At 66.3% G+C, this 19,664-nt stretch carries 11 protein-coding genes, 1 tRNA gene and 3 rRNA genes; 4 read left to right on the forward strand and 11 right to left on the reverse strand.

The features are described from left to right. Positions 1-35: 35 nt before the first annotated feature. The 8 genes from ACSHXC_RS12595 to ACSHXC_RS12630 all read right to left on the reverse strand — a co-directional run bounded on the left by ACSHXC_RS12595 (position 36) and on the right by ACSHXC_RS12630 (position 11,067). Positions 36-1,778 (reverse strand): trypsin-like serine protease, encoded by a 1,743-nt coding sequence (locus tag ACSHXC_RS12595; RefSeq protein ID WP_438291670.1) that lies wholly within the window; start codon positions 1,776-1,778, stop codon positions 36-38. Positions 1,779-2,000: 222 nt separating this feature from the next. After that, entirely contained in the window at positions 2,001-4,040 is a 2,040-nt protein-coding gene (gene rho, locus ACSHXC_RS12600) for a transcription termination factor Rho (protein WP_438291671.1), read from the reverse strand. Positions 4,041-4,443: 403 nt separating this feature from the next. Further along, positions 4,444-5,361 carry a homoserine kinase gene (gene thrB, locus ACSHXC_RS12605; RefSeq protein ID WP_399487887.1) on the reverse strand — a complete coding sequence of 306 codons (918 nt, stop codon included), beginning with the start codon at positions 5,359-5,361 and terminating at the stop codon, positions 4,444-4,446. A gap of 281 nt (positions 5,362-5,642) precedes the next feature. After that, on the reverse strand, positions 5,643-6,701 hold the full coding sequence (gene thrC, locus ACSHXC_RS12610) for a threonine synthase (protein ID WP_438291672.1): 1,059 nt from the start codon (positions 6,699-6,701) through the stop codon (positions 5,643-5,645). A gap of 6 nt (positions 6,702-6,707) precedes the next feature. After that, the gene (locus tag ACSHXC_RS12615) at positions 6,708-8,000 is read right to left on the reverse strand and encodes a homoserine dehydrogenase (RefSeq protein ID WP_438291673.1); all 1,293 of its coding nucleotides are present in this window, start codon (positions 7,998-8,000) and stop codon (positions 6,708-6,710) included. Positions 8,001-8,098: 98 nt separating this feature from the next. Beyond that, positions 8,099-9,490, reverse strand: coding sequence for a diaminopimelate decarboxylase (gene lysA / locus ACSHXC_RS12620; protein ID WP_438291674.1), 1,392 nt, complete (start codon positions 9,488-9,490; stop codon positions 8,099-8,101). 72 nt (positions 9,491-9,562) lie between these two features. Further along, the gene (gene nrtL / locus ACSHXC_RS12625) at positions 9,563-10,552 is read right to left on the reverse strand and encodes an ArgS-related anticodon-binding protein NrtL (RefSeq protein WP_438291675.1); all 990 of its coding nucleotides are present in this window, start codon (positions 10,550-10,552) and stop codon (positions 9,563-9,565) included. 89 nt (positions 10,553-10,641) lie between these two features. After that, a complete protein-coding gene (locus tag ACSHXC_RS12630) occupies positions 10,642-11,067 on the reverse strand; it encodes a response regulator (RefSeq protein WP_053726972.1) in 426 nt (141 codons plus the stop codon). 166 nt (positions 11,068-11,233) lie between these two features. Between ACSHXC_RS12630 and ACSHXC_RS12635 the strand changes: the two genes are divergently transcribed. Further along, positions 11,234-11,305, forward strand: a tRNA-Arg gene (locus tag ACSHXC_RS12635). A gap of 545 nt (positions 11,306-11,850) precedes the next feature. Here ACSHXC_RS12635 and rrf read toward each other — a convergent pair. The 3 genes from rrf to ACSHXC_RS12650 form a co-directional block, all read right to left on the reverse strand. Beyond that, a 5S ribosomal RNA gene (rrf, locus tag ACSHXC_RS12640) occupies positions 11,851-11,967 on the reverse strand. 92 nt (positions 11,968-12,059) lie between these two features. Beyond that, positions 12,060-15,182 (reverse strand): 23S ribosomal RNA (locus tag ACSHXC_RS12645). A 290-nt stretch (positions 15,183-15,472) separates the two neighbouring features. Continuing rightward, positions 15,473-16,998 (reverse strand): 16S ribosomal RNA (locus tag ACSHXC_RS12650). The 16S, 23S and 5S rRNA genes sit together here, the layout of an rRNA operon. Before the next feature lie 791 nt (positions 16,999-17,789). Here ACSHXC_RS12650 and ACSHXC_RS12655 point away from each other — a divergent pair. From ACSHXC_RS12655 to ACSHXC_RS12665, 3 genes are all read left to right on the forward strand, one after another. Beyond that, positions 17,790-18,554, forward strand: coding sequence for a MerR family transcriptional regulator (locus ACSHXC_RS12655; protein ID WP_438291676.1), 765 nt, complete (start codon positions 17,790-17,792; stop codon positions 18,552-18,554). Between the two features lie 353 nt (positions 18,555-18,907). Then, positions 18,908-19,243: a hypothetical protein gene (locus ACSHXC_RS12660; protein ID WP_438291677.1), complete on the forward strand. Its 336-nt coding sequence runs from the start codon at positions 18,908-18,910 to the stop codon at positions 19,241-19,243. A gap of 20 nt (positions 19,244-19,263) precedes the next feature. Further along, on the forward strand, positions 19,264-19,575 hold the full coding sequence (locus ACSHXC_RS12665) for a pore-forming ESAT-6 family protein (RefSeq protein WP_438291678.1): 312 nt from the start codon (positions 19,264-19,266) through the stop codon (positions 19,573-19,575). The last annotated feature ends 89 nt before the right edge of the window (positions 19,576-19,664 follow it).

The following is a 19,664-nucleotide window of genomic DNA, read 5'->3' on the forward strand; positions in this document are numbered from 1 at the left end:
GAGCCGCCGCGAACGTAATGCGTGTGTCGTATGCCTCAGCCGATGAGGCTGTAGCCGCCCCAGCCGCCGCCGATCTGGTAGCGGTTTCCGAAGGCGCCGCGCCCGTTGCCCGGGTAGAGCCAGAGCACCCCCGCGCTGTCGCGCGCGAAGAGGTCCGCCCTGCCGTCCCCGTCCACGTCGCCGGTGGCGGCGTACGCCGGGAAGGTCCAGCCCGCCGAGCCCGCGAGGGAGCGGTTGCCGAAGGCACCCCGACCGGTGCCCGGGTAGAGCCAGAGCTTGCCGGAGGTGTCCTGGGCCAGCAGGTCGGCCCTGCCGTCACCGCTGTAGTCGCCCTTGCCGACCAGGACCAGCGGGGCCCAGCCGCCGCCGAGGGCGGAACGGTTGCCGAAGGTGCCGTCGCCCTTGCCGGGGTAGAGCCACAGCTGACCGCTCGTGTCGACCGCGAGCAGGTCGGTCAGGGTGTCGCCGTCGAGGTCGCCCGGCAGCACGATCGACTTCATCGCGCCCCAGCCGCCGCCCAGGTCCTGGTGGACGTAGGAGTTGGTGGCCGCGCTGTAGTGGTACCGGTCGAGGTGCCCGCCGGTGGTGCGAAGCACGAAGTCCTGGCGCTGGTCCCGGTCGAGGTCAGCCTGGCGGACCAGGTCGTAACCGCGCCAGTCGCCGAGGGAGTACCGGTTGCCGATGGTGATGCCCTGCGAGTAGTACGCGAAGCCCTCGCCGGTGGCGTCGTTCCGCGCGAACAGGTCGGCGCGCCCGTCGAAGTTCAGGTCGGTGTCGTCGATCCGGGGACCGACGAGCCCGGCGAAGGTGCTGAGCTTCGAGTAGACGCTGTACGAGCCGGCCGCCACGCAGTCCGCGCGGCCCCAGGACACCACGCCCACAATGCGGTTGCCGACGATCAGCGGGCCCCCGGAGTCGCCGTTGCAGGGCGAGACGGTGCCCGCGTCGGCGCCGCTCGCCGGGTTTCCCGCGCACGCCATCTGGCCCGCGACGAAGGAGTTCTCGGGCGCCTGGTTGTAGTACGCGGCGCAGGTGGCGTCGGCCTGGACCGGGATCGTCGCCTTGAGCAGCGACATCGAGACGTCCTGGTTGGTGGAGCTGATGCGGCCCCAGCCGTACACCGTGGCCGGGGTGCCCGGCTGATAGGCGACGCTCTCGTCGGGCGCGGCCGGCTGAAGCGTCTGGTACGGCAGCGGCGCGGCCAGCGTGAGGACGGCGACGTCACCGGTGAGGGCGCCCGCGTCGAAGGCGGGGTTCGACCACTGGCGCGCCACGTTCACGAGCTGACCGCCGTGCAGGTCGCCGTTCAGCGGGTATTGGGTGGTGCCGCCGAGGATGACGCCGTTCTTCGTCCAGTCCCGGCCCGCCACGCAGTGGGCGGCGGTGAGCACCTTGCCGGGGGCGACCAGGGTGCCGCCGCAGAATGTGCCCTGGTTGGTGACCGGGTCGTTGTAGAAGAGCTGGACCATCCAGGGCGCCTCGCCGACCGCGGCGGGCGTACCGCCGATGATCTTCGGGTCCTGGCCGGTCGGCGCCTTGGAGGCACCGGGCGCGGGGGTCTGCGAGGCCGGGATGAATTGGCTGGTTGCGCTCTTGAGCCGGGCCTTCAGGTCTGCTGGGGAGGCCGGGGCCGGTGGCGCCTGGACGCTCTGCCTGCCCGGCACCGGTGGAGCCTGGGATGCCTGGGCCGGTGCGGCCGCGAGGGCCAGCGATCCCAGTGCGAATACGGCGGTCGCCGCAGGGAGGGCATTGCGCACCCTCCGCCTGCCAGATGTCATTCGATCTCCCCATGGGTTGACCCGTAAATGCGCAGGGGAGTCCGGGCACCAAAAAGCGAAGAGCCCTGCCCGGCGGTTGCCCAGGGCAGAGCTCAGCGGCTCAGTGGCGTATCAGTAATACGTTCCCCCCACTTACGGCCCGCTGATAGTACTGCGCAAAAAACGCCCCCGTCACCGAAATGACGGGGGCGCTCTCAACTGGCCCTGGTGGAGCGGGAATTGCTAGTCGTTGCCGTTGCCCGGACCCGGAGTCGTCTTCTGGATCTGGAGCAGGAACTCGGCGTTCGACTTCGTCTGCTTCATCTTGTCGAGGAGCAGCTCGATGGCCTGCTGCTGGTCGAGCGCGTGCAGCACCCGGCGCAGCTTCCAGACAACCGCGAGCTCGTCGCTGCCGAGCAGGATCTCTTCCTTGCGGGTGCCGGACGCGTCCACGTCCACCGCCGGGAAGATGCGCTTGTCGGCGAGCTTGCGGTCGAGCTTGAGCTCCATGTTGCCGGTGCCCTTGAACTCCTCGAAGATCACCTCGTCCATGCGCGAGCCGGTCTCCACGAGCGCGGTGGCGAGGATGGTCAGCGAGCCGCCGTCCTCGATGTTGCGCGCGGCACCGAAGAAGCGCTTCGGCGGGTAGAGCGCGGTCGAGTCGACACCACCGGACAGGATGCGGCCGGAGGCCGGGGCCGCCAGGTTGTACGCACGGCCCAGACGGGTGATCGAGTCGAGCAGCACGACCACGTCGTGACCGAGCTCGACGAGACGCTTGGCGCGCTCGATGGCCAGCTCGGCGACGGTGGTGTGGTCCTCGGCGGGGCGGTCGAAGGTCGAGGAGATGACCTCGCCCTTCACCGACCGCTGCATGTCGGTGACCTCTTCCGGACGCTCGTCGACCAGGACGACCATCAGGTGGCACTCGGGGTTGTTGTGGGTGATCGCGTTGGCGATCGCCTGCATGATCATGGTCTTGCCGGTCTTCGGCGGGGCCACGATCAGGCCTCGCTGGCCCTTGCCGATCGGCGACACGAGGTCGATGATCCGCGTGGTCAGCACGCCCGGGTCGGTCTCCAGACGGAGCCGGTCCTGGGGGTACAGCGGGGTCAGCTTGTTGAACTCGGGGCGCCCGCGGCCCGAGTCGGCGGCCATGCCGTTGGAGGAGTCGAGACGCACCAGGGCGTTGAACTTCTCGCGGCGCTCGCCGTCCTTGGGCTGACGGACGGCGCCGGTGACGTGGTCACCCTTGCGCAGACCGTTCTTGCGGACCTGGGCGAGCGAGACGTACACGTCGTTCGGGCCCGGCAGGTAGCCGGACGTCCGGATGAACGCGTAATTGTCGAGGATGTCCAGGATGCCCGCGACGGGAATCAGGACGTCGTCGTCGGCGACCTGCGGCTCGGCGCCGAACTCCTCGCGGCCACCACGGCGGCCACGGCGGTCGCGGTAACGTCCGCGCCGGCCACGGCGGCTGCCGTCGTCGTCGAAGTCGTCCTGCGGGCCGTTGTTCTGCTGCTGGCCCTGCTGCTGGCCGCCCTGGCGCTGCTGGCGCTGGCCACCCTGCTGGTCATCGCCCTTGCCGCCGCGCTCACCGCGCTGACGGTCTCCGCGGTCGCCCCGCTCACCGCGGTCGCCGCGCTGGCGGTCCCGGCGGTCTCCGCGGTCGCCCCGCTCACCGCGGTCACGGCGCTCTCGGCGGCCCTCGGCGGTGTCGACCGCCTCGGCGGCCTTCTCCTCGGCCTTGGCGGCGGCCTCGGGGGCCTTCACCTCGGCCTTGGCCTCCGTCTTGGTGACGGTCTCCACAGCGGCCGAGGCGGACTCGGGGCTGCCGGAGGGCGCGGTCGCACGGCGGCGACGACGCTCGCCCGCGGGCTGGTCGTCGCTGGCAGGCTGGCCGGGGATGTCGATCTGCTGCTGCGCGGGCTGCTTCTCGGCGGGCGCGGCGGCCTCCTCACCCGTACGGGCCTTGGAGGTGGCACGGCGCTTCGGCTTGGCCTCGGCGTCGGCGGACGCAGCGCTCTTGGCCGGAGCCGCGGAACCGCCTCCGGCCTGCGCCTCCTTGATGACCTCGATCAGCTGGCTCTTGCGCATGCGCGCGGTGCCCCTGATGCCGAGGCCGGACGCGACCTGCTGCAGCTCGGCCAGGACCATGCCGTCGAGGCCGGTGCCGGAGCGGCGGCGCCGTGAGGTGGTGCCAGAGGCAGCACCTGCGGCGGGCGCGGCGGTGTCGACAGAGCTGTCGGCAGTCACGCCCATCAGATCGGTGGTGTCGCTCACGAAGGGTCCTTCCCTGGAGCGGACGTCGGCCTGTCTGGCTCGGCGACCGGTTGTGCTGTCCGGCTGCGGCCTGTGATCTTGTTGACCACGGATCGTGCCGGGGCGGTGGTCCGCCGCGTACGGCGGAGAGATAGACGTGCGTGGGTTCCGGCCCGAGGTCCCCCTACTCGGCCCCTGCTGGGAAAAAGCGTGGGGTGTCGTGCCGGTTCCGGAGCGTGCTCGAAACTGCTCAGGCAGGCTGCACAGGCAGTTGGGGAGGCTCTCGGAAGAATGGCGGTCCCTGAAGGGGACACGAAGCACCGCGCCACGAAGACGACCGATGCAGACTTGAGGTTAACACTACCGGATCCAACAAACATTCCCCCTCTCGTTCACCGGCAAGCCGTGCTCCCTGCGCCCGTACCTACGATCCGAGCGGCAGGACGCTCGCACCCGCGGCGTCGAGACTGAGCCGGTTGGCGGCCCACCCCTCCCCCGCCAGGCGTGCGACCTTGTCGGCCGCACCGTCCTCGACCAGCGCGAGCACCGTGGGCCCGGCGCCGGAGATGACTGCGGGGACGCCGTCCGCACGCAGCCGGTTGACCAGTGCCACGCTCTCCGGCATCGCCGGTGCGCGGTACTCCTGGTGGAGCCGGTCCTCGGTGGCCGCGAGCAGCAGCTCGGGACGCCTGGTCAGGGCCTCCACGAGCAGGGCCGCCCGGCCGGCGTTGGCCGCGGCGTCAACGTGCGGAACGGTGCGCGGAAGCAGGCCGCGGGCCGTCTCCGTCAGGACCGCCTTGCCCGGCACGAAGACCACCGGAACGACGGAATCCGCGGGATCCATCCTGATCGCGCGGGCCGCTCCGCCGTCCATCCAGGACAGCGTGAATCCGCCGAGCAGACAGGCGGCCACGTTGTCGGGGTGGCCCTCGATCTCGGTCGCGAGCTCCAGCAGGGCCGCGTCGTCGAGCCGGGCGTCACCGCCTATGGTCACGGCGCGCGCGGCGACGATGCCCGCGCAGATGGCGGCGGAGGAGGAGCCGAGGCCGCGGCCGTGCGGGATGCGGTTGGCGCAGACGACCTCAAGGCCGCGCGGCTGCCCGCCGAGCAGGTCGAACGCGGTGCGCAGGGACCGTACGAGCAGGTGACTCTCGTCGCGGGGCAGCGTGTCCGCGCCCTCGCCCGCGATGTCGATGTGCAGGCCGGAGTCGGCGACGCGGACGACCACGTCGTCGTACAGCCCCAGTGACAGGCCCAGGGAGTCGAAGCCCGGGCCGAGGTTGGCACTGGTGGCGGGGACGCGCACCCGTACGGCGGCGGCGCGGAATGCGGGACCGGCCATCGCTCTGATGACTCCTTGTGAGGCTGCTGCTGGTGTCTGCTGCGAGATTTTCGAAGACGTACGGAACACCCGAGGGCCACGTGGGCAACTGCACCACGGCATATGCGGCGGGGCGGGTTGAGTACAGCCTATCGAAGGAAGGTTCTGTGGCGACATAGGGCGCACAGGAGGCGCACGATGCGTGTCGCGAGCCCCCTGTGCCCCTACGTGCGGGCTTGTCCGGCTTTACGTACGCGTCCCGGCAATGCAGGACGCGTACGTCATGGCGATGCGTAAGGGAACTACGCCAGACCGAGGCGTGCGGCCGCGGCCGCCGCGTCGACGGGGACGGTGACGGGCTGCGGGGCGCCCGCGACGGCCCAGTCGGGGTCCTTGAGGCCGTTTCCGGTCACCGTGCACACGATCTTCTGGCCCGGGTCGACGAGCCCGCGCTCGGCGGCCTTGAGCAGCCCGGCCACCGAAGCAGCCGAGGCGGGCTCGACGAAGACGCCCTCCTGCGAGGCGAGCAGCCGGTACGCGCGCAGAATCTCACGGTCCGTCACTTCGTCGATGAAACCGCCGGATTCGTCCCGCGCGGCCAGCGCGAACTGCCACGACGCCGGGTTGCCGATGCGGATCGCGGTGGCGATCGTCGACGGGTCCTTGACGACCTCCCCGCGCACGATCGGAGCCGAACCCGACGCCTGGAAGCCCCACATGCGCGGGGTGTGCGTCGAGATCTTGTCGGCGGCGTACTCCTTGTAGCCCTTCCAGTACGCCGTGATGTTGCCGGCGTTGCCCACGGGCAGGACGTGGATGTCGGGGGCGTCGCCGAGCATGTCCACGATCTCGAACGCGGCCGTCTTCTGGCCCTCGATGCGCACCGGGTTGACCGAATTGACCAGCGCCACCGGGTAGTTGTCGGACAGTGAGCGGGCCAGCGTGAGGCAGTCGTCGAAGTTTCCGTCGACCTGGAGGATCTTGGCACCGTGGATGAGCGCCTGGCCCATCTTGCCGAGCGCGATCTTGCCCTGCGGCACGAGCACCGCGCACACCATGCCGGCGCGCACCGCGTAGGCGGCGGCGGAGGCGGAGGTGTTGCCGGTGGAGGCGCAGATGACGGCCTTCGCGCCCTCCTCCTTCGCCCGGGTGATCGCCATCGTCATCCCGCGGTCCTTGAAGGACCCGGTCGGGTTCGCACCCTCGACCTTGAGGTGCACCTCGCAGCCCGTGCGCTCGGAGAGCACCTGCGCGGGCACGAGGGGCGTGCCGCCCTCGCGGAGGGTGACGACCGGCGTCGTAGCGGAGACGGGGAGCCGGTCCCGGTACTCCTCGATGATTCCGCGCCACTGGTGGGTCATTGCTGGTTACTCCCCTTCAACACGCATGATGCTGGCGACACCACGCACGGTGTCGAGCTTGCGCAGGGCGTCCACGGTCCCGGTGAGGGCCGCGTCGGCCGCGCGGTGGGTGACGACGACGAGGGAAGCCTCCCCGTCCTTGCCCTGCTGGCGGACGGTGTCGATGGACACCCCGTGCTCGGCGAAGACCGTCGCGACCTGGGCGAGCACGCCCGGCTTGTCGGCCACGTCGAGGCTGATGTGGTAGCGGGTCACGACATCGCCCATGGGGCTCACGGGCAGCTGCGTGTACGCCGACTCGCCGGGCCCGGTGGAGCCGCTGAGCCTGTTGCGGCAGACCGCGACCAGGTCGCCCAGGACCGCCGAGGCGGTCGGAGAGCCGCCCGCGCCGGGCCCGTAGAACATGAGCTGCCCGGCGGCCTCGGCCTCTACGAACACCGCGTTGTACGCGCCGCGCACGGAGGCCAGCGGGTGGTCGAGCGGGATCATCGCCGGGTGGACACGGGCGGTCACCGAGCCCCCGTCGGCGGCCCGCTCGCAGATCGCGAGCAGCTTGATGGTGCAGCCCATCTCCTTCGCCGAGGCGAAGTCGGCGGCGGTGACCTCGGTCATGCCCTCGCGGTACACGTCGTCGAGGCGGACCCGGGTGTGGAAGGCGATCCCGGCGAGGATGGCGGCCTTGGCGGCGGCGTCGAAGCCCTCGACGTCGGCGGTCGGGTCGGCCTCGGCGTAGCCGAGCGCGGTGGCCTCGTCGAGGGCCTCCTGGTAGCCGGCGCCCGTCGAGTCCATCTTGTCGAGGATGAAGTTGGTCGTGCCGTTGACGATGCCGAGCACGCGGTTGACCTTGTCGCCCGCGAGGGACTCGCGCAGCGGGCGGATCAGCGGGATCGCCCCGGCGACGGCGGCCTCGTAGTACAGGTCCCGGCCGTGCTCGACGGCGGCCGCGTGCAGCGCCGCGCCGTCCTGGGCGAGCAGCGCCTTGTTCGCGGAGACGACGGAGGCGCCGTGCTCGAAGGCGGTGGTGATGAGCGCCCGGGCGGGCTCGATGCCGCCGATGACCTCGACGACGACGTCGATGTCGCCGCGTTTGACCAGGGCGGTGGCGTCGGTGGTGACCAGGGCGGGGTCGATGCCCTCGCGCACCTTCGAGGGCCGGCGGACGGCGACTCCGGCGAGCTCCACGGGAGCGCCGATGCGCGCCGTGAGGTCGTCGGCGTGCGTCGTCATGATGCGCGCCACCTCTGAGCCGACCACTCCACAGCCCAGCAGCGCCACCTTCAGCGGACGCGTACGCATCATCCGACCTCGTTTCCTCTTCAAACCTGGAATGCGAACCAGTCTCACTCACCGGACCGGGGTTTCTGCCCCCAGTCCGGATCCTGAGACAACTATTTCATCTACCCGACGTCGAGACGCAGGAGATCTTCCTCCGTCTCGCGCCGGACGATCACCCGCGCCGATCCGTCGCGCACGGCGACGACGGGCGGGCGCAGCGCGTGGTTGTAATTGCTGGCCATGGAGCGGCAGTACGCACCGGTGGCCGGCACGGCAATCAGATCACCCGGCGCGAGATCCGCGGGCAGGAATGCGTCACGGACCACGATGTCACCGCTTTCGCAGTGCTTTCCGACCACCCTGACCAGCATCGGCTCGGCGTCCGATGTGCGCGAGACGAGGGATACCGAGTACTCGGCGTCGTACAGCGCGGTCCGGATGTTGTCGGACATGCCGCCGTCCACGCTCACGTACGTCCGCAGCCCTTCGAGCGGCTTGATCGTGCCGACCTCGTACAGCGTGAAGGCGGTCGGCCCGACGATCGCGCGGCCCGGCTCGACGGAGATGCGGGGTGCGCTAAGGCCGGCGGCGGAGCACTCGCGCGTGACGATCTCGCCGAGCGCCTTGGCGATCTCGTGCGGTTCGCGGGGGTCGTCCTCGGAGGTGTACGCGATACCGAGGCCGCCGCCGAGGTCGATCTCGGGCAGCTCGACGCCGTGCTCGTCGCGCACTTCGGCGAGGAGCTGGACGACGCGGCGCGCGGACACCTCGAAGCCGGCCATGTCGAAGATCTGCGAGCCGATGTGCGAATGAATTCCGACCAGTTCGATCCCGTCGAGCTTGAGGGCGCGCCGCACGGCCTCGGCGGCCTGGCCGCCGGCAAGGGCGATGCCGAACTTCTGGTCCTCGTGCGCGGTGGCGATGAACTCGTGGGTGTGCGCCTCGACGCCGACGGTCACCCGGATGAAGGCCTTCTGCACCTTCCCGAGCTCCTGGGCGATGTGCGCCACGCGCACGATCTCCTGGAACGAGTCGAGCACGATCCGCCCGACCCCGGCCTCGACGGCCCGCCGGATCTCGGCCTCGCTCTTGTTGTTGCCGTGGAAGGCGATGCGCTCGGCGGGCATCCCCGCGTCCAGCGCGGTGGCGAGCTCGGTGCCGGAGCACACGTCGAGGTTGAGCCCCTCCTCGTGCAGCCAGCGCACCACGGCTCGCGAAAGGAACGCCTTGCCGGCGTAGAACACGTCGGCGTCCCGCCCGAAGGCATCGGCCCAGGCCCGGCACCGGGCGCGGAAGTCGGTCTCGTCTAGGAAGTAGGCGGGTGTCCCGAACTCCTCGGCGAGCCGTGACACTTCGAGCCCGCCGACGGTCAGCTCGCCATCCTTGTCACGGGTGACGGTGCTCGACCAGACCTTCGGGTCAAGGGAGTTGAGGTCGGCGGGCGGCGCGGAGTAGTGCCCTTCGGTCAGCACATCGGCGTGACGGGGACCGGCGGGGTGCGCGGATCGGCTCATGTTCTCTAAGTCTCTTCTCTTACCTACACGTCTGCGGTCATGTGCGCGCCTGGCGGGCGATGTCTGCGCATGTCACAGAAACTCGGGGGCGTCGATGCCGAGCAGGGACAGGCCGCCGGCCAGCACCGTCCCGGCGGCCTCGGCGAGGGCGAGCCGGTTGCGGTGGGCGGCCGAGGGTTTCTCGTCACCGAGTGGCAGTACGCCGTGCTGGAAGCGGAGCAGTTCGTCGGCCACGGCTTCGAGCTGCCGCGCAAGCCGGTCCGGAGCCCGGTGCCGGGCAGCGCTTTCGAGCACCCCGGGGTAATCGGAGAGCAGCCCGAGCAGGACCTCGCCATCGGGAACAGGACCGACCTCGCCCTGAAACCCCAGCTCAAGAGCATGGCGAGTGAGAGCGCGGCTCCGTGAGTACGCGTACCGCACCCGAAAGAGCGCATTGCTCTCCCGCTGAGCGAGCAGCTCATCGACGTCCGTACGGGGCCGATCGTGCCGGGCGGCCCGGAGGAATGCCCAGCGAGCGGCATCGACACCGACGAGTTCGGAAAGCCGGGGCTCGGGGCAGGCGACGAGGGGAAGCGACTCCCCCGCCTCACCGATGCGGGCGACGGCCCCCTGGGCCCGGAGCAACCGCACGACGGCCTCGGTGACGACCTGGGCCCGCGCCTCGAAAACTTCCGCGAATCGAAAACTCTGCCCGCGAAGAGCGTCCCCGTATCCGTATCCGTGCGGAGCGGTCGCTTCCAGAACGTGCCGTACGACCTCGTGCCTGCCGCCCCGGTCAAGGGTGATGTTGAGGAATCCGGGCCCACTGATCTCGACGAGGGCGATTCCGGGCTGGCCGGCGATCCGCTGCCGCAGTACTTCGGCGACCCGGCGGGGCGGCAGTCCGGCCGCGGCGGCGAGCTTGAGGGCGACCCCGCTGGCGTAGTCGCCTCCGCCTCCCGGCCGGGGCCGCTCGACCTTGACGACATCGGGCACCGCGTCGCCCGCCACGCTCAGGGCACCCTCGTCGACCGCGCTGCGCACGACGCGCACGACGGTACGGGAGAGCTCTGCGGGGGTCACGGGACCAGCGTATGGGAGAAGGGGGGTCCCTCCGCGAACCGGTTTCGCCATACGGGCAGGGCGGGCGCGCCGAGCCGGCGGAGCGGGGGTCAACCCCGGGTGCTGCCGGCCCGCCCGGGCTCCCTGCTGCCGTCGGCAGACGGCGGAGCCTCCCGGTGCAGCAACTGCCGTACGACACGCACCAGTTCGGCGGGCTCGAAGGGCTTCGCGAGAAAGGCGTCGACCCCGGCGGCGAGCCCGGTCTCCACCTCGTACTGGGTGCAGGCACTGATGATCGCCACAGGCAGCCGGCTCGTACGGGGGTCCGAGCGCAGCCGTGCGGCCGTACGGAGCCCGTCGAGCCGGGGCATCACGACGTCGAGGGTGACCACGTCGGGGCTGACCCGGTGCACGACTTCCAGGCACTCGGCACCATCGGCCGCGGTCACGACCTCGAAGCCCTCCAGCTCAAGGTTGACCCTGATCAGCTGCCGGATGACCTTGTTGTCGTCGACAACAAGAACCCGGCCGGACACGCCTGACACACCTTGAGGTTAGGTCCGAGGACGCCGCCGCGTCCGGGTTTTCCCCACTTCCACCCCGCCCGGGGGACACCGCCCGCCGGAGGGGCCGAAATACCTGTTCACAGCCACCCCGGGAGAGCTGGTAGGGTTCTACCCGTCGCCGCCGAACGCGGCGGACGCCCCCGTAGCTCAGGGGATAGAGCAACGGCCTCCGGAGCCGTGTGCGCAGGTTCGAATCCTGCCGGGGGCACTCCAGATCGTTCAGCGTGATCAACCCGCTGCCCTTCTGAAGTGCCAGACTTCAAGAGCCGGACCCAGTCCTACTGGGTCCGGCTCTTTGTCGTTGCTGCGCACTGATCGGCCGTTGCTGCGCACTGATCGCGACGGACCTGCGACAGGCATTGAGGGGCCGCCGAGCGCCGGGAAGACGTAAGCGTCACTCGGCCCTCGATACGGCCGATACGGCGTCGAGTGCTGCGCCTGAGCTCCTGCTCGCGACCGAACAGGCGCAAGCCCACCAGGTCTGCCTACGAGAGGGCAGAAGCCAGCTCTGACCGCTGCTGGACGACTGACTCGTCGTCGGACGTCGTCCCGGCTGCCACGAGACTCCACGAGGCGCTGGCAGGCCTACACTCCGTCCGCCCTTCCGGGCTGGCCGAGTGGGACGAGCCCACCGAAGACCTCATGGCTGCGCAAGGCGCCTGTCGCATCGCCCGGCGGGTTCCGCAGAACGCGAGAAAGCCCCGCACCGTGATCCGTGTATACGGACCTGGTGCGGGGCTTTCCCCACAATTTGTTCGGCGGCGTCCTACTCTCCCACAGGGTCCCCCCTGCAGTACCATCGGCGCTGAAAGGCTTAGCTTCCGGGTTCGGAATGTAACCGGGCGTTTCCCTAACGCTATGACCACCGAAACACTATGAAGTTGAACACCGGAACCCACCGAAACCAGGGGTTCTCACGGCTGTTCATTGCTTCAGAACAAACACAGTGGACGCGAGCAACTGAGGACAAGCCCTCGGCCTATTAGTACCAGTCAGCTCCACCCGTTACCGGGCTTCCACATCTGGCCTATCAACCCAGTCGTCTACTGGGAGCCTTACCCCATCAAGTGGGTGGGAACACTCATCTCGAAGCAGGCTTCCCGCTTAGATGCTTTCAGCGGTTATCCTTTCCGAACGTAGCCAACCAGCCATGCCCTTGGCAGGACAACTGGCACACCAGAGGTTCGTCCGTCCCGGTCCTCTCGTACTAGGGACAGCCCTTCTCAATATTCCTGCGCGCGCAGCGGATAGGGACCGAACTGTCTCACGACGTTCTAAACCCAGCTCGCGTACCGCTTTAATGGGCGAACAGCCCAACCCTTGGGACCGACTCCAGCCCCAGGATGCGACGAGCCGACATCGAGGTGCCAAACCATCCCGTCGATATGGACTCTTGGGGAAGATCAGCCTGTTATCCCCGGGGTACCTTTTATCCGTTGAGCGACGGCGCTTCCACAAGCCACCGCCGGATCACTAGTCCCGACTTTCGTCCCTGCTCGACCCGTCGGTCTCACAGTCAAGCTCCCTTGTGCACTTACACTCAACACCTGATTGCCAACCAGGCTGAGGGAACCTTTGGGCGCCTCCGTTACTCTTTAGGAGGCAACCGCCCCAGTTAAACTACCCATCAGACACTGTCCCTGATCCGGATCACGGACCGAGGTTAGACATCCAGCACGACCAGAGTGGTATTTCAACGACGACTCCACCATGACTGGCGTCACGGCTTCACAGTCTCCCACCTATCCTACACAAGCCGAACCGAACACCAATATCAAACTGTAGTAAAGGTCCCGGGGTCTTTCCGTCCTGCTGCGCGAAACGAGCATCTTTACTCGTAGTGCAATTTCACCGGGCCTATGGTTGAGACAGTCGAGAAGTCGTTACGCCATTCGTGCAGGTCGGAACTTACCCGACAAGGAATTTCGCTACCTTAGGATGGTTATAGTTACCACCGCCGTTTACTGGCGCTTAAGTTCTCAGCTTCGCCACACCGAAATGTGACTAACCGGTCCCCTTAACGTTCCAGCACCGGGCAGGCGTCAGTCCGTATACATCGCCTTACGGCTTCGCACGGACCTGTGTTTTTAGTAAACAGTCGCTTCTCGCTGGTCTCTGCGGCCACCCCCAGCTCAGAGTGCAAGACTCATCACCAGTTGTGGCCCCCCTTCTCCCGAAGTTACGGGGGCATTTTGCCGAGTTCCTTAACCATAGTTCACCCGAACGCCTCGGTATTCTCTACCTGACCACCTGAGTCGGTTTAGGGTACGGGCCGCCATGAAACTCGCTAGAGGCTTTTCTCGACAGCATAGGATCATCCACTTCACCACAATCGGCTCGGCATCAGGTCTCAGCCTCAACGTGCGACGGATTTGCCTACCGCACGGCCTACACCCTTACCCCGGGACAACCACCGCCCGGGCTGGACTACCTTCCTGCGTCACCCCATCGCTTACCTACTACAAGTCTGGGTCACCGGCTCCACCACTTTCCTTTCCCCGAAGGGTCCGGAACGGCTTCACGGGCTTAGCATCGCCTGATTCGATACTGGGCGTTTCAAAGCGGGTACCGGAATATCAACCGGTTGTCCATCGACTACGCCTGTCGGCCTCGCCTTAGGTCCCGACTTACCCTGGGCAGATCAGCTTGACCCAGGAACCCTTAGTCAATCGGCGCACACGTTTCTCACGTGTGTATCGCTACTCATGCCTGCATTCTCACTCGTGAACCGTCCACCACTAGCTTCCGCTGCAGCTTCACCCGGCACACGACGCTCCCCTACCCAACCCAACAGGCGTTGGCCCTATTGCTGGATTGACACGACTTCGGCGGTACGCTTGAGCCCCGCTACATTGTCGGCGCGGAATCACTTGACCAGTGAGCTATTACGCACTCTTTCAAGGGTGGCTGCTTCTAAGCCAACCTCCTGGTTGTCTCTGCGACTCCACATCCTTTCCCACTTAGCGTACGCTTAGGGGCCTTAGTCGATGCTCTGGGCTGTTTCCCTCTCGACCATGGAGCTTATCCCCCACAGTCTCACTGCCGCGCTCTCACTTACCGGCATTCGGAGTTTGGCTAAGGTCAGTAACCCGGTAGGGCCCATCGCCTATCCAGTGCTCTACCTCCGGCAAGAAACACACGACGCTGCACCTAAATGCATTTCGGGGAGAACCAGCTATCACGGAGTTTGATTGGCCTTTCACCCCTAACCACAGGTCATCCCCCAGGTTTTCAACCCTGGTGGGTTCGGTCCTCCACGACCTCTTACAGCCGCTTCAACCTGCCCATGGCTAGATCACTCCGCTTCGGGTCTAGAGCGTGCAACTCAAACGCCCTGTTCGGACTCGCTTTCGCTACGGCTTCCCCACACGGGTTAACCTCGCTACACACCGCTAACTCGCAGGCTCATTCTTCAAAAGGCACGCAGTCACGACGTTGAGTACAAGTACTCAACGCGACGCTCCCACGGCTTGTAGGCACACGGTTTCAGGTACTATTTCACTCCGCTCCCGCGGTACTTTTCACCATTCCCTCACGGTACTATCCGCTATCGGTCACCAGGGAATATTTAGGCTTAGCGGGTGGTCCCGCCAGATTCACACGGGATTTCTCGGGCCCCGTGCTACTTGGGTGTCTCTCAAACGAGCCGTTGATGTTTCAGCTACGGGGGTCTTACCCTCTACGCCGGACCTTTCGCATGTCCTTCGCCTACACCAACGGTTTCTGACTCGCCTCACAGCCGGCAGACTGTGAAAGAGAGATCCCACAACCCCGCATGCGCAACCCCTGCCGGGTATCACACGCATACGGTTTGGCCTCATCCGGTTTCGCTCGCCACTACTCCCGGAATCACGGTTGTTTTCTCTTCCTGAGGGTACTGAGATGTTTCACTTCCCCTCGTTCCCTCCACATACCCTATGTGTTCAGGTACGGGTGACAGCCCATGACGACTGCCGGGTTTCCCCATTCGGAAACCCCCGGATCAAAGCCTGGTTGACGGCTCCCCGGGGACTATCGTGGCCTCCCACGTCCTTCATCGGTTCCTGGTGCCAAGGCATCCACCGTGCGCCCTTAAAAACTTGGCCACAGATGCTCGCGTCCACTGTGCAGTTCTCAAACAACGACCAGCCACCCATCACCCCGAACCAACCGGTTCGAGTGCACTGGGGCCGGCAACCGAAGACACAACCTTCACGGCCGCACCTTCAGACACCCAACAGCGTGCCCGGCCCTCCCGTCCGTACCCGACCCGCGTTCCACGCTCCGAAGAGCAGTACTTGCGGCCCGAACCGGCCGAGAGCGCCGAATAGTCAACGTTCCACCCATGAGCTGACCGTGCAGGACACTTGCCTGCAGACGGTGCTGTGCTCCTTAGAAAGGAGGTGATCCAGCCGCACCTTCCGGTACGGCTACCTTGTTACGACTTCGTCCCAATCGCCAGTCCCACCTTCGACAGCTCCCTCCCACAAGGGGTTGGGCCACCGGCTTCGGGTGTTACCGACTTTCGTGACGTGACGGGCGGTGTGTACAAGGCCCGGGAACGTATTCACCGCAGCAATGCTGATCTGCGATTACTAGCAACTCCGACTTCATGGGGTCGAGTTGCAGACCCCAATCCGAACTGAGACCGGCTTTTTGAGATTCGCTCCGCCTCACGGCATCGCAGCTCTTTGTACCGGCCATTGTAGCACGTGTGCAGCCCAAGACATAAGGGGCATGATGACTTGACGTCGTCCCCACCTTCCTCCGAGTTGACCCCGGCAGTCTCCTGTGAGTCCCCATCACCCCGAAGGGCATGCTGGCAACACAGAACAAGGGTTGCGCTCGTTGCGGGACTTAACCCAACATCTCACGACACGAGCTGACGACAGCCATGCACCACCTGTATACCGACCACAAGGGGGACACCATCTCTGATGTTTTCCGGTATATGTCAAGCCTTGGTAAGGTTCTTCGCGTTGCGTCGAATTAAGCCACATGCTCCGCTGCTTGTGCGGGCCCCCGTCAATTCCTTTGAGTTTTAGCCTTGCGGCCGTACTCCCCAGGCGGGGAACTTAATGCGTTAGCTGCGGCACCGACGACGTGGAATGTCGCCAACACCTAGTTCCCAACGTTTACGGCGTGGACTACCAGGGTATCTAATCCTGTTCGCTCCCCACGCTTTCGCTCCTCAGCGTCAGTAATGGCCCAGAGATCCGCCTTCGCCACCGGTGTTCCTCCTGATATCTGCGCATTTCACCGCTACACCAGGAATTCCGATCTCCCCTACCACACTCTAGCCAGCCCGTATCGAATGCAGACCCGGGGTTAAGCCCCGGGCTTTCACATCCGACGCGACTGGCCGCCTACGAGCTCTTTACGCCCAATAATTCCGGACAACGCTTGCGCCCTACGTATTACCGCGGCTGCTGGCACGTAGTTAGCCGGCGCTTCTTCTGCAGGTACCGTCACTTGCGCTTCTTCCCTGCTGAAAGAGGTTTACAACCCGAAGGCCGTCATCCCTCACGCGGCGTCGCTGCATCAGGCTTTCGCCCATTGTGCAATATTCCCCACTGCTGCCTCCCGTAGGAGTCTGGGCCGTGTCTCAGTCCCAGTGTGGCCGGTCGCCCTCTCAGGCCGGCTACCCGTCGTCGCCTTGGTAGGCCATCACCCCACCAACAAGCTGATAGGCCGCGGGCTCATCCTTCACCGCCGGAGCTTTCAACCCCCCACCATGCGGTGGAAGGTGTTATCCGGTATTAGACCCCGTTTCCAGGGCTTGTCCCAGAGTGAAGGGCAGATTGCCCACGTGTTACTCACCCGTTCGCCACTAATCCACCCCGAAGGGCTTCATCGTTCGACTTGCATGTGTTAAGCACGCCGCCAGCGTTCGTCCTGAGCCAGGATCAAACTCTCCATGAATGTTTACCCGTCATCGGGTGCACACATCACGTAAGAGCGGGACGGAACCACCGGAATAAGGCGGCCCGTCCACAGCGTCCTCGCTGTGTTTGTCGCCACCCACACCCCAAAAGGGGGCGGGTGGACTTTTCAAAGGAACCTCGATCCGCCGGAGCGGATACGGGGTTGTCAATCTGGCGTTGACTTTTGGCACGCTGTTGAGTTCTCAAGGAACGGACGCTTCCTTCGTACTCACCCTCGCGGGCTTTCCTCCGGGCGCTTCCCTTCGGCATTTCGTGTTCCCGACTCTATCAGACTCTTTCGTGTCCGATTTCCTCGGTGCCTTTCCGGTTCTCCCTCTCGGGTTTCCCTTTCCGGCGGTTCCGACTCTATCAGATCCTTTCGGTCCTGATTTCCGGTCTCCCGGAGCCAAGTCGGCTTGTCTTCCCGGCTGTTGGGCCGTTCCGACTCCCGAACCCTAGCGGATCTTTCCGGCGATTCGTAATCGAGTCCACCGGTGCAACCGGAATTGAATTCGGCATGCCGAAAACACTCCCGGTCGGGAGATCGTGCTGAGTTGGGGTTGCCGCAGAATCTGCGGCGGATGGTTGCCTCGGGGCCATCCCGGCTGCGTGACAACTCGGAGAACACTACACGAGGTTCTGCGAGCTCCAGCCCGCTCCCTCCCTCCCTCCCTCAATGGGCGCCCGGCGGCTCGCCCCCGTTTCGGGTTGCGGTTGTCGTTGCGTCAACTCCTAACGTCGTCTCTGTGGCCGGAGACGGACTCCGGCCCGGCGATGGGAGCAACTGTCATGGCCTGGTCGATCGCGGATGTGGCTCGGATGTCCGGGGTGACGTCCCGGACGCTGCGGCACTACGACGAGATCGGGCTGCTGCCCCCGGCGTGGATCGGGAGCAACGGGCACCGCTATTACGAGGAGGCCGATCTGTTGCGGCTGCAGCAGATCCTCCTCATGCGGGAGCTCGACCTGGGGCTCCGCGAGATCCAGGCCGTACTCGACAGCCAGGTCGACCGCGTGGCCGTACTCCGCGAGCACCGCCAACGGCTGCTGGCGGAGCGGGACCGGCTCAGCACCCTGGCCCGCACCGTCGACCGCACCATCGCCGAACTGGAGGAAGCAGAGGAGAACAACGACATGGCGAAGATCAATCGGCCGGAGAACCTGTTCGAGGGGTTCGAGCCCTCCGCCGAGGAGAACGAGAAGGTGCGCGAGCGGTGGCCGAAGGCTTGGGAGCAGTCCCAGCGGGCCGTCGAGACGATGACCGACGAGGACACCGAGCAGTGGCAGCGTGAGGTGACGGCACAGATGATCCGCTTCGCGGAGTTCATGGTGGCCGGCACCCCGGTCGACGACCCCGCGGTCCAGGCCGAGATGGACGACCACTACAAGTACATCTGCCGGTTCTGGACGCCGAACGCTGCCGCGTACAAGGGGCTCGCCCAGACCTACGTCGACGACCCCCAGATGCGCGCCAACTACGACAAGATCGCCGTCGGGCTGGCCGTCTACCAGCGGGACGCGATGCTCGTCTACGCCGACGCCCGGCTGAGCTGAGCAGTCACTCAATCCGTCGGCGATTCCATCGGTCGTTCCGCCGGCCGACCGGACTTAGCGTCACCTGACGTCGGGGGGCTGCAGACCCCCGGCTTCACCCTCACACCCCATTTGGGAGCTTTGGCAGCACACCGAAGCTATGCCTCGAATGCCCTCCGGCCCGCCGTTCCAACTTCGTAACCGTTCCCGACGCGGCATCGCCCCGCGTCCACCTGACACCTGGGAAATCGGGGATCAGGGCAGGTCCTGGCGGCTCAGCCGCGCGTTGCGCGTGCAATCTGCATTGGGTACACATAGACGGCGCGCCGCGTTGCGCGCGTGGTGTTCGTTATGTCTGTTACGGGGGTGTGTGCGTGAAGTTCGACATGGGGTCCACGACGCTGTCCGATCTGGGGAAGAGCACCGAGGGTTCGAGTGGTGATCTGGGTGCGTTGATCCGGCAGTTGGTGGCGGCGGCGGAGCCGTTGGAGGGGAAGTTCAACGGGGCGGGGAAGGCCGCGTTCGACTCGTTCAAGAATCATGCGGACGAGATCACAGGTGATCTGAACGGGTCGCTGCAGGACATTCTGGGTGGTCAGTCCGGGATGGACACGGCGTTCGGTACGGGTGATCACGAGCAGGAGTCCAACGCGCACCAGAACATGTCGGCGGCCAATTTCGACGCGGCCCGCTTCGGCGGACGTCACTAAGCACAGGGGGAGATACAGACATGGGTCAGAATCTGGACCGGCTCAGCTATGACACCGGCGCATCGACTGAGGTGCAGGGCGGTCTCGCCGGGATCGTCGGGCACCTGGAGCGTGTGCTGAACGACCGCGACCGGGCCGTGAAGGCTGCGATGGCCGAGTTCACCGCCGACGGCGTCTCGGACGAGTACCACGGCAAGGAGCTGCGCTGGAACAAGGCTGCCGCCGAGGTCCGCGAGATCATCCGCCTGGTGCGCGGCACGCTGGAGCTGAACGACGGCACCGCCCAGTCCACGCTCTCCAAGGCGAAGGCTGCCGTCGACGCCATCGGCTGAGGCACGTAAGCACGTACGGCAGGCAGGGCAGGTAACGCGAGCGGGGCGACTCGCCGCATATGCATGGCAGTTGGGCAGCGGGCAGGGAA

The organism is Streptomyces sp. HUAS TT7, assembly GCF_051550175.1.
GTDB lineage: Bacteria > Actinomycetota > Actinomycetes > Streptomycetales > Streptomycetaceae > Streptomyces.